General features: G+C 50.6%; 12 protein-coding genes. 6 read left to right on the top strand and 6 right to left on the bottom strand.

All coding sequences use genetic code 11. The annotated features are described in order from the left end of the window. The first annotated feature begins 42 nt into the window (after window positions 1-42). Window positions 43-921 carry an Hsp33 family molecular chaperone HslO gene (gene hslO / locus NSB25_RS09940; RefSeq protein WP_103239490.1) on the top strand — a complete coding sequence of 293 codons (879 nt, stop codon included), beginning with the start codon at window positions 43-45 and terminating at the stop codon, window positions 919-921. Between the two features lie 49 nt (window positions 922-970). Further along, complete coding sequence (locus tag NSB25_RS09935; RefSeq protein ID WP_103239491.1) at window positions 971-2881, top strand: NAD(+) synthase; 1911 nt, start codon at window positions 971-973, stop codon at window positions 2879-2881. Between the two features lie 190 nt (window positions 2882-3071). On the opposite strand, the gene NSB25_RS09930 is transcribed toward NSB25_RS09935, so the two are convergent. Beyond that, window positions 3072-3542 carry a hypothetical protein gene (locus NSB25_RS09930; protein WP_103239492.1) on the bottom strand — a complete coding sequence of 157 codons (471 nt, stop codon included), beginning with the start codon at window positions 3540-3542 and terminating at the stop codon, window positions 3072-3074. 193 nt (window positions 3543-3735) lie between these two features. On the opposite strand from NSB25_RS09930, the gene NSB25_RS09925 reads away from it, so the two are divergent. The 4 genes from NSB25_RS09925 to NSB25_RS09910 all read left to right on the top strand — a co-directional run bounded on the left by NSB25_RS09925 (window position 3736) and on the right by NSB25_RS09910 (window position 7264). Next, window positions 3736-4800 carry an L-threonylcarbamoyladenylate synthase gene (locus NSB25_RS09925; protein ID WP_103239493.1) on the top strand — a complete coding sequence of 355 codons (1065 nt, stop codon included), beginning with the start codon at window positions 3736-3738 and terminating at the stop codon, window positions 4798-4800. Between the two features lie 143 nt (window positions 4801-4943). After that, window positions 4944-5375, top strand: a complete 432-nt coding sequence (gene rpiB, locus NSB25_RS09920; protein WP_103239494.1) for a ribose 5-phosphate isomerase B — start codon at window positions 4944-4946, stop codon at window positions 5373-5375. 63 nt (window positions 5376-5438) lie between these two features. Continuing rightward, entirely contained in the window at window positions 5439-6068 is a 630-nt protein-coding gene (gene upp / locus NSB25_RS09915; protein ID WP_103239495.1) for a uracil phosphoribosyltransferase, read from the top strand. Window positions 6069-6094: 26 nt separating this feature from the next. Continuing rightward, entirely contained in the window at window positions 6095-7264 is a 1170-nt protein-coding gene (locus tag NSB25_RS09910) for a cell wall hydrolase (protein WP_242982391.1), read from the top strand. Between the two features lie 104 nt (window positions 7265-7368). On the opposite strand, the gene NSB25_RS09905 is transcribed toward NSB25_RS09910, so the two are convergent. From NSB25_RS09905 to murC, 5 genes are all read right to left on the bottom strand, one after another. Next, window positions 7369-7848 carry a ribonuclease FAU-1 family protein gene (locus NSB25_RS09905; protein WP_103239496.1) on the bottom strand — a complete coding sequence of 160 codons (480 nt, stop codon included), beginning with the start codon at window positions 7846-7848 and terminating at the stop codon, window positions 7369-7371. A gap of 16 nt (window positions 7849-7864) precedes the next feature. After that, on the bottom strand, window positions 7865-9058 hold the full coding sequence (locus tag NSB25_RS09900) for a ribose-phosphate pyrophosphokinase (protein ID WP_103239497.1): 1194 nt from the start codon (window positions 9056-9058) through the stop codon (window positions 7865-7867). Window positions 9059-9090: 32 nt separating this feature from the next. Further along, window positions 9091-10071, bottom strand: a complete 981-nt coding sequence (locus tag NSB25_RS09895) for an ATP-binding protein (protein WP_103239498.1) — start codon at window positions 10069-10071, stop codon at window positions 9091-9093. An 83-nt stretch (window positions 10072-10154) separates the two neighbouring features. Continuing rightward, complete coding sequence (locus tag NSB25_RS09890; RefSeq protein WP_103239499.1) at window positions 10155-11276, bottom strand: DnaD domain protein; 1122 nt, start codon at window positions 11274-11276, stop codon at window positions 10155-10157. A gap of 286 nt (window positions 11277-11562) precedes the next feature. Beyond that, entirely contained in the window at window positions 11563-12942 is a 1380-nt protein-coding gene (murC, locus tag NSB25_RS09885) for a UDP-N-acetylmuramate--L-alanine ligase (protein ID WP_103239500.1), read from the bottom strand. Window positions 12943-13919 lie beyond the last annotated feature (977 nt).

The following is a 13919-nucleotide window of genomic DNA, read 5'->3' as shown; positions in this document are numbered from 1 at the left end:
AGAGGAACAAAGCAGGAGCAACACACAGAAAGAAGGCAGAAAATGACGGATTACATTGTGCGCGCCACCGCTGGGGAGGCGCAGATTCGTGCCTTTGCCTGCACAGCGAAAGGCGTGGTGGAGAAGGCGAGACAGGCACATAATACAAGCCCGGTGGTCACGGCGGCGCTGGGGCGGCTGCTGTGCGGCGGTGTCATGATGGGGAGTATGCTGAAGGGGGAGGAAGATCTGCTTACCCTGCAGATCAAGGGAGACGGGCCCATGCAGGGACTGATGGTAACGGCGGATTCCCGGGGAAACGTGAAGGGATATGCCACAGTGCCGGATGTGATTCTCCCGGCCAGCGCCGCGGGAAAGCTGGATGTGGGCGGGGCCATCGGTCAGGGAACCCTGAGGGTCATTAAGGATATGGGATTAAAAGAACCCTATGTTGGGCAGACTTTACTGCAGACAGGAGAAATTGCGGAAGATCTGACGTATTATTTCGCCACCTCCGAGCAGGTGCCCTCTTCCGTGGGGCTGGGCGTGCTGATGGAGCGGGGCAATACGGTAAAACAGGCCGGGGGGTTTATCGTGCAGCTGATGCCCTTTGCGGAGGAAGGGGTGATTGCCAGGCTGGAGGAGAATCTGAGCCGGATCACTTCCGTGACGGCCATGCTGGACGAAGGAAAGACGCCGGAGCAGATGCTGGAATGTATCCTGGAAGGTCTCAACTGTGAGATAACGGAGGTCATGCCTGCGGCCTTTACCTGTAACTGTGACCGAAGCAGGATTGAAAAAGTGCTGATCAGCCTGGGAAAGCAGGAGCTTCATGATATGATAGACGAAGGACAGGAGATCGAGGTAAACTGCCATTTCTGTAATAAACAGTATAAGTTCAGTGTGGAAGAACTGAAACAACTGTACCATAAAAGCAGGTAGTCAGTATCGTGCAAAGGACATGCACATCGGGGAATGAAACAGGAGGAATATGAAGCAGGGATTTATCAAGGCGGCGGCGGTGACGCCGAAAATCAGGGTGGCGGACCCTGTGTATAACGGGCGGATTATCTGTGAGAGGATGGAGGAAGCATGTGCCGCAGGGGCGAAGATTATCGTCTTCCCGGAATTGTGTATTACGGGTTATACCTGCGGGGATCTGTTTCTGCAGCAGATTTTGCTGCAGGAAGCTTCCCGGCAGCTTCTGGAGATAGCGGCGCATACGAAGGATAAGGATGCGCTGGTTATGGTGGGGCTGCCCATAGAGCGGGAGGGACGGCTGTACAATGCGGCGGCGGCCCTCTGGAGAGGAGAGATTCTGGGATTTGTCCCGAAGGCCAATATCCCTTCTTATGCGGAATTTTATGAGGGCCGGCATTTTACCGACGGAAACAGGGAACCTGTCCCCTTTTCCTTTGAGGGGAAAACGATTCCCTTCGGAACCAATCTGCTGTTTGCATGTGAAACCATGCACGGACTTACGGTAGGATGCGAAATCTGCGAGGATTTGTGGGTGGCCGATTCTCCGGGCAAGGACCACGCCATGAAGGGGGCCACTGTGATTGTGAACCTTTCCGCCTCCAACGAGACCATCGGGAAGGACGAGTACAGAGAGCTTCTGGTGAAATCCTCCAGCGCACGTCTGATCTGCGGTTATGTGTACACTTCGGCGGGAGAGGGAGAGTCCACCCAGGATCTGGTGTTCGGCGGACACAATCTGATTGCGGAGAACGGAATTGTACTTGCCCAGGTGAAAAATTTCGGATGCGAGACGATTTACAGTGATCTTGACATAGAGAGAATTCTGTCGGACAGAAGGCGCATGGGAACTTTCGGTCAGGAACCGGCAGCTGCTTATGTGAAAGTGCCTTTCCGGCTGGAAGTGACGGAGGACCGTCTGGACCGTAAGTTCATGCCCCTGCCTTTCGTGCCGGGGAAGCAGGAGGAGAGAGACAGACGCTGTGAGGAAATTTTATCCATTCAGTCCCATGGCCTGAAAAAGAGATTCGAACATACGGGACTTCATACAGCGGTAATCGGCGTGTCAGGCGGTCTGGACTCCACACTGGCCCTGTTGGTCACTGTCCGGACCTTTGACCTGCTGGGACTGGACAGGAAAGGCATATTTGCCGTGACCATGCCCTGCTTCGGCACCACGGACAGAACCTGGGACAATGCGTGCAGGCTGGCACATACTCTGGGGGTTACGCTGGAGGAAGTGGATATCAGAGAAGCGGTTCAGGTTCATTTCCGCGATATCGGACAGGACAGCTCCAACCACGATGTGACTTATGAGAACGGACAGGCCAGGGAGAGGACTCAGGTGCTGATGGATCTGGCAAACCGGCACGGCGGTCTTGTCATTGGTACGGGAGATCTGTCGGAGCTGGCTCTGGGCTGGGCCACTTATAACGGAGATCATATGTCCATGTACGGTGTCAATGCAGGTGTGCCGAAGACCCTGGTGCGTCATCTGGTAAAATACTATGCGGATACCTGCAGCGACACGGAACTGTCGGCTGTGCTCTGTGATGTGCTGGACACGCCGGTGAGTCCGGAACTGCTGCCGCCTGTGGACGGGGTGATTTCGCAGAAGACCGAGGACCTGGTGGGCCCTTATGAGCTGCACGATTTCTTCCTGTACTATATGCTGCGCTGCGGATTCCCCCCGGCGAAGGTGTATCGTGTGGCGAAGCAGGCTTTTGCAGGTGAATATGAAGATACCGTTATTTTAAAATGGCTGAAGACATTTTACAGAAGATTTTTCACACAGCAGTTTAAGCGCTCCTGTCTGCCGGACGGTCCCAAAGTGGGAAGCGTGGCGCTGTCGCCCAGAGGGGATCTGCGCATGCCCTCCGACGCGTGCGTGAGCCTGTGGATGCAGGAGCTTGAGAAGCTGTGAAATACAGAATAAGACCCCATGAGTCTCGCTTTTGCGGCGGGAATGGGGCATGGAAACTTACGGGGCTGGGGCACTGAGGATCATGTATACAGAATATGGACCATGAAATATGAGGATGCCATATTGTGTATGCAGATTGTTCAGCGCTCCGGCCCCGGCTGCTCAGTCCGTTTTCCCCGACGGAGTGAAGTCATTCCTGTGCGGAGGACACGGAGGCCTTATCCAGGGAATTCTGAATTGCCTGCAGCAGTACAAGGGAAGTGTATTTGCTGTCGGAAGTATAGGTAATGTGCTCCAGTGACTGCTGGTCATAGACCTGTTCGCAGATAGAATCAAAGGTGGGCTGGAGCAGCGGATACATGGTGGTGACAGCATCGTTCAGATTGACCATGCGTATGGAGGTGATGGAATCTTTATCCACAATGACCTCCACATCGATGGACTGGGTGCCCAGTACCAGCTCTGTGGTATAGATGCCCGGTATGTATAAAGAGGCGGTTTCCGCAATATCCGGTTCCTGACCGGGGGTGCCGTCTTTGTCCTTATCCGGCAGAAACATCATAATCAGCAGGACAACAAACAGGATTCCCAGAACAGCAAATATTCCGGTATAAATCAGCTCTTTCATGTGAAGTACAACAATTTTTGTTTTAGCACTCATCCATAATCCCCTTAAGCTTTTATCTTGTCACTTTTTCTTTATAATAGATATGTGTGGAGACAGGGAAATATTCGTGTATAATTTTACAAGGGACTTTTCGCCTTGTCATTCGCCCGGAAGAATGGTAAAATGGTACAGACATAAAAAGAGAAAAGCGGGAAATCGGTGAATCCGTTTGGAAAGTGTTGGAATAATGGATACAGAAGTGATAAAAATAAGGCAAAACTGCGGGACGCTTTCCCCCGAAGAAGAGGAAGGACTGAAGCGGGCCGGAGAAATTATCAGGAGAGGCGGACTGGTAGCCTTTCCTACGGAGACAGTGTATGGTCTGGGCGGAGATGCCTTGAATCCGGAATCAGCCCGGAAGATTTATGCCGCAAAGGGAAGGCCGTCAGATAATCCGCTGATTGTCCATATCTGTCGGCTGGAAGATATCGAAAAAATTGTGACAGAGCTGCCGGCTGCCGCGGTCAGGGCGGCGGAAGCTTTCTGGCCGGGACCCCTCACCATGATATTGCCGAAAGCGGAAATGGTGCCACCGGAAACTACAGGAGGACTGAATACAGTGGCGGTCCGCTTTCCCTCTCATCCGGCGGCAAGGAAGCTGATTGCCTGCGCCGGAGGTTACATTGCCGCGCCCAGTGCCAATATCTCCGGGAAGCCCAGTCCAACCAGTGCAAAATACGTTCTGGAAGATATGGCCGGCCGGATAGAGATGATTGTGGACGGAGGCCAGGTAGAAATCGGCCTGGAATCCACGGTTTTGGACATGACGGTGGAGCCGCCGAGAATTCTGCGGCCAGGCTATGTCACGAGAGAAATGCTGGACAGGGTGCTGAAGGAGACGGATATTGACATTACCCTGATAAAACCGGACAGCGGGATAACGCCCAAAGCACCCGGGATGAAATACCGCCACTATGCTCCCATGGGCCGGCTGGTGATTGTGGAGGGAACATCCGGGCAGGTAACGGAATATATCAACAGACAGACGGCTCTGGACAAAGAAGCAGGGGAAAAAACAGGGATACTCGGAACAGAGGAATTACTTGAACAATACCATGCAGATGTGGTAAAATGTATTGGGAGTCGTGAAGATGAAGAAAGCATTGCCAGAAATCTGTTCTCTGTACTGCGGGATTTTGATGATGAACAGGTGACAAGCATTTATTCGGAGAGCTTTTCCAGTCAGGGACTGGGACAGGCGATTATGAATCGACTGCTGAAGGCGGCGGGACATCGGGTTGTCAGACTGTAAGCAGGCATTGGGGTATGGGTACGACCGTATCCGGATGTCTGTTGCCGGGGCTCCATGAGTCATGCATTGACCAGGGGAAGACCATCTTTTGTTCGATTTTGGAAGGTGGGTTAAAATATAAAGTATGGAGGCATTGACAGGTTATGATAGCAATCGGAAGTGATCATGGTGGTTTTGCACTGAAACAGAAAGTGATTCAGTATCTGGAGGAGAAAAGCATTCCTTATGAAGATATGGGATGTCACAGTGAGGAAAGCTGCGATTATCCTGTATTTGGGCATGCTGTGGCGAAGGCCGTGGCGGAAGGAAAATGTGAAAAGGGGATTGTAATCTGCACCACAGGCATCGGAATCAGTATATCGGCCAACAGGCATCCGGGAGTTCGCTGTGCTCTGTGTGCGGACAGTGTTTCCGCAAAGCTGACCCGGCTTCACAACGATGCCAACATGCTTGCCATGGGGGCCGGCATTGTGGGTGAGAATCTGGCTCTGGAAATCGTGGATGTATTTCTGAATACGGCTTTCTCCGGGGAAGAACGTCATTTAAGGAGAGTTCAGCTGATAGAAAAGATATAAAAGTTCTTCGACAGGGATACGTTTGGAAGGTTGTTACGGAACTCAAATGAGGAGGAAAGAAATATGGCAAATGTAGTCATCATGGATCACCCGCTGATTCAGCACAAAATCGGTCTCATCCGGAGAAAGGAGACCGGAACAAAGGACTTTCGGCAGACAATAGGCGAGATTGCCATGCTGATTTGTTATGAGGCAACCAGGGATTTGAAACTGGAGGACGTGGAAATTGAGACGCCTATCTGCAAAACCATGGCTAAGGAACTGCGGGGCAAGAAGATGGCTATTGTTCCGATTCTGCGGGCAGGCCTGGGTATGGTAGATGGAATGCTTTCTCTGATTCCTGCCGCGAGAGTGGGACATATCGGACTTTACCGCGATCCCGACACATTAAAGCCAGTGGAGTATTACTGTAAACTGCCGGCCGACTGTGCGGAGCGCGAGGTATTTGTGGTGGATCCCATGCTGGCTACCGGAGGCTCTTCCGTGGCGGCTATCCGGATGCTGAAGGAAAAAGGCTGCAGGAATATTCATTTTATGTGTATTATTGCGGCGCCGGAGGGAATTGAAGCCATGCAGGAGGAGCACCCGGATGTGGATATATATGTGGGGGCCCTGGATGAGAAGCTGAATGACCACGGCTATATTGTACCGGGGCTGGGAGATGCGGGTGACCGCATTTTCGGAACGAAATAATTACACTGTGAAAGGCGGTGTATGGGTTGAAGATCTGGAAGAAGATGGCAGTGCTTGCCGCTGTGGCACTTCTGATCGGCGCGGTGGATTCTGTGGCCGGTCCGGGATGGGTTTCGGCTATAACTGCGACCCGTGATAAAATCAACAAGACCCAGCGGGAAAAAGATGATCTTGAGGATGAACTGAATAAAACGCAGGATAATCTGGACCAGCTGGAGGGTAAGCGGGATACGCTGGAAAAGGAACTGAATTATCTGAATTCGCAGCTTTCCTCGGTGGTGGAGAATCTGGAGAATCTGGAGAGTCAGATCAGGGAAAAGGAACAGGAAATCGCAGACACACAGGCGGCTCTGGATGAGGCCAAAGCGACGGAAGCGTGGCAGTATGAAAGTATGGTAATACTTGTGCGCTGTATGTATGAGCAGCCGGAGGAAAACTATCTGACGGTTCTGCTGTCGGCGGGCAGCTTTTCTGAAGTGCTGAATATGGCGGATCGGATTGAAAAAATGGTGGCATACGATCAGAAAATGCTGGAAGCCTACAAAGAGAACAGAATCCTCATTGAGGAGAGCGAGGCAAGACTTCAGGAAGAGAAGATTCAACTGGAGGCTCTGCAGGCCCAGGCTCAGGAGGAGCGGGACAAGGTCTCCGGCATGATTAATCAGACATCTAATTCCATCGCAAAATATGGAAATCAGATATCCGATGCGGAGAAGAAGGCATTGGCCTATGAAGCACAGATTAAGGAAAAAGAGGAAGATCTGGAATACCTGAAGCAGGTGCTTGCAGAAGAAATAGCAAAGTCCCAGGCAGCGGCCAACGGCGTATGGCGGGATATTTCGGAAGTGAGCTTTGCGGAAGGGGATAAGAAGCTGCTGGCCAATCTGATTTACTGTGAAGCCGGCGCTGAGCCCTACGAGGGAAAGGTGGCAGTGGGCAGCGTGGTTATCAACCGCGTGCTGAGTTCCCAGTATCCGGATACCGTCTTGGGAGTTATCTATCAGAACAGACAGTTTTCACCGGTAGCCAGCGGGCGGCTGGACCTTGCGCTGGCTGCGGACATTGCCAATAACGACTGTTACAGAGCGGCGGAAGAGGCCATGTCAGGTATCAGCAATGTAGGAAACTGTGTCTATTTCAGGACGCCCATCGAAGGGCTGAGCGGTATCAGCATCGGAGGCCATATTTTCTACTGATTTCCGCGGGCAATGAGCCAGGCGGATGCGCGCAGCATCCATTTGGCGAAATGTCGCGAGGGTCAACAACCCCGCTGCAAGCAGCGGGGTTGTTGACTGCACGCTCACAGTCCCAGGCTGTTCAGACGTGACTGCAGCCTGTCAAATTTATCACGATATATCAGAGAGAGCAGATGATTCAGATTGCGCAGGCATGAGGTCATCTGCTCTTTTGTGATCAGACCGCGGTCCAGCGCTTCCGCCAGTTCATCCAGATCCACCACTTCCACAGTTCCCTCCGGCTGGACAACCACATCTGCAAGGAGGTCTGTGACAGTCAGAGTGGTTCCATCCGGGTCAAAAGTATATTCCACAACATCGCAGTACCAGTACAGCAGTGTATTGTCGCTGCGATAAAACTTGCTCAGTTTGATTCCGTCAGCCAGAAAATAACAGGAACAGCCGTGGGAAAAAGCGGTTTTGGAATTCAGAGTAGTCCACTTTGTGACAATGACCTCTTCGTCCTGCATGACAATAATATCATCCTTTAACAGAATACATTCAGCCGGAATAAATCGTTTGCGGTAAATTCTGGAAATGTTCATGTCAGACTCCTTTTGGTTATGCGGGGTACAGGGTGCCGTTTTTGTATCTGGTCAGGATGCTCTGAATCCTTTCATTTGGATTCAGCAGATCGCTGATGGAGGAATCGTGGTTCAGCGTGTCGATAATATAGGCAATATATTTGCTCATGTCGCAATTGATATACCATTCCCGCTGAAGGAGATCAGGTGCCTGGTAGATCAGATTGGTGGTCAGCACTTTGTCGATGAGCCCGGTTTCGAAAGCTTTGTCGAATTTATCGAATCCGCTGGTAAACAGGCCAAAGGTTGCAAACACAAAAATTTTGTGTGCTTTTCGTTCCTTCAGCGCAGCGGCCACTTCCAGCACACTGTCGCCGGAGGAAATCATGTCATCGATGATAATCATATCCTTGCCTTCCACGCTGGTACCCAGAAATTCATGGGCGATAATGGGATTGCGGCCGTTTACGACTCTGGTGTAATCCCGCCTTTTATAGAACATGCCCATATCCAGGCCAAGAACATTTGCAATATAGATGGCACGGCTCATGCCGCCTTCGTCAGGACTGATTACCATCATATGATCGGCGTCCAGCTTCAGATCTCTCACATGCCGGAGCAGACCCTTGATAAACTGATAGGCGGGCTGTACCGTCTCGAAGCCGTGAAGCGGAATGGCATTCTGTACTCTGGGGTCATGGGCGTCAAAGGTTATGATATTGTCCACACCCATCTGAACCAGCTCCTGCAGAGCCAGCGCACAGTCCAGAGATTCCCTGTTGGTTCTCTTGTGCTGACGGCTTTCATACAGAAAGGGCATGATCACAGTAATTCGCCGGGCCTTGCCCCCCACAGCGGCGATAATTCGTTTCAGATCCTGGTAATGATCGTCCGGAGACATATGATTTTCCTGACCGCACAGCCTGTAGGTCAGAGAATGATTACATACGTCGACCAGCAGATACAGATCGTGTCCGCGGACCGATTCCAGAATCATTCCTTTGGCTTCGCCGGAACCGAACCGGGGCACTTTTGTCTTTAACAGATAAGAGCATCTCTGATAGCCGGAAAAAGCCAGTGAATCCTTGTGCTCGCTTTCCCTTTCTGCCCGCCATCTGACCAGATACTGATCAATTTTTTCACCAAGAGGACGGCAGCCCTCCAATGCTATGATTCCCAGTGAGCCTACGGGAATGGTCTCCAGATTCCTTTTTTCTTCGCGGTTTCCCATACGTATTTATCCTTTCATAGAATTGTGTAAAGCTATTTTGCCAGCCTTTTTTTCAGTATTCTGATATCCGCTCCGGTGAGCTTGCATAACGCGAAATGACTTGTAATACGGGAAAAGATTCTGTCGGAATATCGATCCCGAAGTTCTTCCAGCGTTAAATTGGTAGAAATCAAAGTGGCTTTTCTGCGCAGATAACGTTCATTGAGACAGGAGAACAGCTGAGAAGTAATAAAGCCGTTGGTGGTCTCTGTTCCCAGATCGTCAATGATCAGCAGATCGCAGCCATATAAATCTTCACATAAATCATATAACAGCTCTTTTGACTTCGCGTCAAAAGAATAACGGGCCAGCATATCGAATAAGCCTGCAGCGCTGAAATAAATTACGGAATGGCCCTGCTGCAGAAGTTCTCCCGCGATACAGCCTGACAGAAAACTTTTTCCTGTACCCACGGTACCATAAAAGAAAAGGTTTTCATATTCATCGTTGAAATTCTGTACAAATTTCCTGCTCAACTGTACGGCGGCTTCAAAACGGCGTAAATCATCACCCTGGTAGTACTGATAGGAAAGGGTGGAGAAATTCTCCCTCTCAATCATATCCTGAATGTGAGACTGGGCATAGAGAAGCCGAATTTCCTGCTGTCTGAAACAATGGCATTTTTCTCTGGTACCATTGTCCAGAATAATGTAACCGGTATCACCACAGTCAGCACAATTGCAGACAGGTTTCAGATAATCTGCGGAAAAGCCATATTGTGTCAGCAGCTTTCTCTGACGGGAGACAATTTCCTGCAATTTATCATGCAGACTTTTCTGTGCGAGCTCGTCCCCTTCCAGCATACGGCGTGCGCTGTCCACGGAAAGAAAACTTATGGATTCTGCCAGCTCCTGAAAGCCGGGAATTGTCCTGTAGACTTCTTCACGGCGGTTTTCCGTGAGAATATGGTTGGAATACCGGGTGCGCTCGTATTCTTTTATGATTGCTTCATACTGGGAATTACTGAGTGCCACTGCGATTCTCCTTCTGTATTATAAGGTGCCATAATGTTTCCACCTTCGCTCCTGTAACTGCAGGTGATTTTGGCCGATAAAAATTAATTGCTTAAAAGCTCCTGCTCCAGCACATCGAAATCATAGTTGTTCTGGGGGAACTGATTAAAACGGTTATTGGTCTGTTTTGAGGGAGACTGAGGCTTCTTTCGCTGTCGGTATAAATCATCGATTCCGCGTATATCCGACTTCTGGTGTACATTCTGACGCTTCCAGCTGGATAAGATACTGTCAGCGTATTCAAAGCGGTGCTTGTCCGTGGCCAGGACGGTGCGCTCACAGGCTTCCAGAATAATATCGGTGGAAAAACCGTATTCCTTCAGCCAGCGATTGATATATTCCAGTTCCCGGCCTGTGGGAGAGCCATCCTTGCCCAGCCCGCGCATAATCGTATAAATGTTTTTATCATAGCGGCAGGCAGTTTTCCGGGCCTGCTTTGGTGTGGAGATTCCTTCTTCCGCCCAGTTGACGGCTACCTTTTCTATGTATTTAAAATCCTTTTTGCCTTTGTCCACGCAGTATTGAAGCAGATAATCAATCAGATCGTCGGAAAAATGCAGAACATCCGTAAAATAAAGGATTGTCTTGATTTCCGAGGGCGTGAGAGGCTTTCCGATATAGGATTCCGCGATAAACAGAAGCTGTGCGGTATCCTGACGGCTCTTAAACTCCCGAAGCTGATCGGCGGAATAAGACGGCTTCTCATAGGAAGTGCTTCTGTCGTCGGAAGCAGGTGCGGCAGGAGGTATCCCGGCGCTTTGGGGAGGTCCGTCCTTCTCGTCCGGGAATCCTGCGGAACCGGACAGAACAGGTTCGGGAATAAAGGAAGATACAGAGCCGGTACCGCGTCCGGCATATGATTCTGCCGGGGTATCCAGATCCCGGATATGAATTCCCGTAAGGTTTTTCCCGCTGTCGTAGTCCAGATCCAGAAGCTGCAGCTTCTGCCAGTATTTGAGGGCGCGGATGACGTCTTTTTCCGTGTGATTAAACTTGTCCGCAATATCGGATACACTGGTAGCCTGATGTGCATTCATCATGCGAAGCAGATACAGATATACTTTCAGCTGGGCATCATTGGCATCCTTCATATAATCATCAATAAACTGATTGGGAACAACGGTGGAATTTACCTGTTCATCCCTGTATATTGTCAAAAAAGGCATTGTCACACACTCCCTGTCTTAATTCCGCAGGCGACGGGCCAGACGGCTTCTCCTGCCGAATTACCCATTCTGCGCAGTAGAAAAAGTATAGCATAAGGTTTTTGAAAAAGAAATAGTCAATTTGGCTGAATTCACAGTAGTTCTCAGAGAAGCAGCCAAATTGTGGATATTGTGGATATTGTGGATAATATTGGAAAAGGCATGGTCTGCCGATATTGGGGAGAACTCTTTATCCACAGTCAGAGAAGCGACAGTTCTCTGTTCTGACTGTGGATATTGTGGATAATTATTTCCCCAGCAGGCTTTCACCGATTTTTACCACATCTCCCGCTCCCATGGTTATCAACATATCACCGTTTATGCAATTTTCCAGAAGAAAAATTTCTATCTCATCAAAAGTGGGAAAATAATAACATTCTTTTCCCAGGGCCTGAATTTCATGCTGCAGGGTTTCGGAGCTGATCCCCAGCGTATCCGTTTCTCTGGCCGCGTAAATATCTGCCAGAACCACTTTATCCGCCAGTGTCAGCGCCTGTGCAAATTCTTTCAGAAATGCTTTTGTCCGGGAATAGGTATGCGGCTGGAACACACACCACAACCTGTTATGCTTATGATTTGCGGCAGCCCTGAGGGTCATGGTGATTTCAGTGGGATGATGGGCATAATCGTCAATGACAGTGACACCGCCGATGGTTCCCTTATATTCGAAACGGCGGTCTGTGCCGCTGTAACGGCGGAGTGCTTCGGCTGTGACGGTGCTGTCGATAGAAAGCAGGTCGGCCAGAGCAATGGCAGCCATGGCATTGCTGATGTTATGCTCGCCCGGGACCTGCAGTGCAAAATTCCGCTCCCGGCCCCTTGAATCATGCAGAATAAATTCGGAATGTCCGGCTTCGTCGTAACGAATATCGGTGGGATAATAATCGGAATTGGCATCCATGCCGAAAGTGATGACACGACAGGCCAGGTTATCCGTTATTTCCTGAACATTCTCGATGGTTCCATTGACAATGAGACAGCCGTCCCCGGGCAGCAGCCCGGCAAACTTTCGGAAAGAAGAACGAATGTCTGCCAGATCTTTGAAAAAGTCCAGATGATCCTCCTCGATATTCAGAATAATTCCTATTTTAGGAGAAAAATCCAGGAAACTGTTAGTGTATTCACAGGCCTCCGTCACAAAATAGCCGGATTTGCCTATGCGCATATTCCCGCCGATATCCTTCAGAATTCCGCCGATGGAGAGCGTGGGATCCGTATCCGCTGCCAGAAGGATTTCACTGACCATGGAGGTTGTGGTGGTCTTGCCATGGGTACCGCTGACGGCGATTGGGGTGTGATAATTCTTCATAATCTGCCCCATAAGCTGACCTCTTGTAAGACAGGGAAGCTTCTTCTCATGGGCGGCAATATATTCCGGATTATCGGGATGAATGGCGCTGGTGAAGACCACACAGTCAATGGAATCAGTAATATTTTCGGCGCGTTGTCCATAGAATACGGTAATCCCTTTTGACTCCAGCATGTCGGTCAGAGCACTGGGACTGCGGTCGGAGCCGGATACCTGGAAACCGGCGTCAGCCAGCAGTTCCGCGAGCCCGCACATGCTGACACCGCCGATGCCTACAAAATATACAGAGACCGGATGGGTAAAATCAAGTTTATACATATATTTGCACTTCCTTCATTATAGTTTATCCTGTTACGGACTATATTATAGAAATTATTTTGCAGTTTCTATTATAAACTTTATTGTGGTAAAAAACAAATAGAAATGAGGGGGTGGACTAAATTTGCGTTTCATTTTCACAAAGGAGCGGCCTCCCGCAAGGACCTGTAAGGGCCCTGAGGCCAGCGCCGGATTCCCTGCCGGCCGACAGGAGTTCTGCTGCAATGCCTTACCGGGTCCTGCCGCCAGGGGCCGGGATTTCTGCAATGCTTTACCGGGTCCTGCCGTCCAGGGGCCGGGATTCCTGCAATGTTTTACCGGGTCCTGCCGCCAGGGGCCGGGATTCCTGCAGTGTTTTACAGGGTCCTGCCGCCAGGGGCCGGGATTCCTGCAGTGTTTTACAGGGTCCTGCCGCCTAAGACCGGTATTCCTGTAATGCTTTACAGGGTCCTGCTGCCAAAGTCCAGGATTCCTGCGGCAGTTCAGGGTGAAAGCAAGGGGACGGCAGAGGAGGCCGGAGGCTCTTTCCTCGGCGGGGTAACGCGCCGGTAAACTAAGCCTCAACTTCGACTAAAGCGCGAAAGTACCGCGCTTAAGTCTGCGTAGAGGCTGGATTTTACCTCTGCTAAGGGCACCCCTCAGCGCTTTCGGAAAGAGCCTCCGGCCTCCTCTGCCTGTTTCTCCGCAGGTTACACTGGCCTGGGGCAGATATGGACTAAGCGGTATGGTTCGTGAAAGTTCCAGCCAACTGAAGCCAAAAACTAATCTGCGGCACTTTTTTCTAAACCCAGCGGAAAGACAGGCGGAGAAGGGGTGGGTGGCTCTTTTCAAGTGTCCAACGGACACTTTGAGCACCAAAGGGGTGCCCTTAGCAGAGATGAAATCCACTGCCTACTGAAACTTGGGAGCGGTACTTTCGCTCCTTAGTTTCTGTTGGCAGTTAGTTCATCGGCGCGTTACCCCTGCCGAGGAAAGAA

Origin of the sequence: Acetatifactor muris (assembly GCF_024623325.1) — a bacterium.
Classification (GTDB): Bacteria; Bacillota; Clostridia; order Lachnospirales; family Lachnospiraceae; genus Acetatifactor; species Acetatifactor muris.
Note: the sequence above shows the minus strand (reverse complement) of the source record. Positions and strands in the feature narration are given on the sequence as shown.

What these genes read in the sequence shown, in the direction of transcription:
- upp (WP_103239495.1), top strand. Translation starts at nt 5,439, where the DNA reads ATGGCAAATGTAGTCATCATGGATCACCCGCTGATTCAGCACAAAATC.
- murC (WP_103239500.1), bottom strand. Translation starts at nt 12,942, where the DNA reads ATGTATAAACTTGATTTTACCCATCCGGTCTCTGTATATTTTGTAGGC.
- NSB25_RS09890 (WP_103239499.1), bottom strand. Translation starts at nt 11,276, where the DNA reads ATGCCTTTTTTGACAATATACAGGGATGAACAGGTAAATTCCACCGTT.
- rpiB (WP_103239494.1), top strand. Translation starts at nt 4,944, where the DNA reads ATGATAGCAATCGGAAGTGATCATGGTGGTTTTGCACTGAAACAGAAA.
- NSB25_RS09935 (WP_103239491.1), top strand. Translation starts at nt 971, where the DNA reads ATGAAGCAGGGATTTATCAAGGCGGCGGCGGTGACGCCGAAAATCAGG.
- NSB25_RS09900 (WP_103239497.1), bottom strand. Translation starts at nt 9,058, where the DNA reads ATGGGAAACCGCGAAGAAAAAAGGAATCTGGAGACCATTCCCGTAGGC.
- NSB25_RS09930 (WP_103239492.1), bottom strand. Translation starts at nt 3,542, where the DNA reads ATGAGTGCTAAAACAAAAATTGTTGTACTTCACATGAAAGAGCTGATT.
- NSB25_RS09925 (WP_103239493.1), top strand. Translation starts at nt 3,736, where the DNA reads ATGGATACAGAAGTGATAAAAATAAGGCAAAACTGCGGGACGCTTTCC.
- hslO (WP_103239490.1), top strand. Translation starts at nt 43, where the DNA reads ATGACGGATTACATTGTGCGCGCCACCGCTGGGGAGGCGCAGATTCGT.
- NSB25_RS09905 (WP_103239496.1), bottom strand. Translation starts at nt 7,848, where the DNA reads ATGAACATTTCCAGAATTTACCGCAAACGATTTATTCCGGCTGAATGT.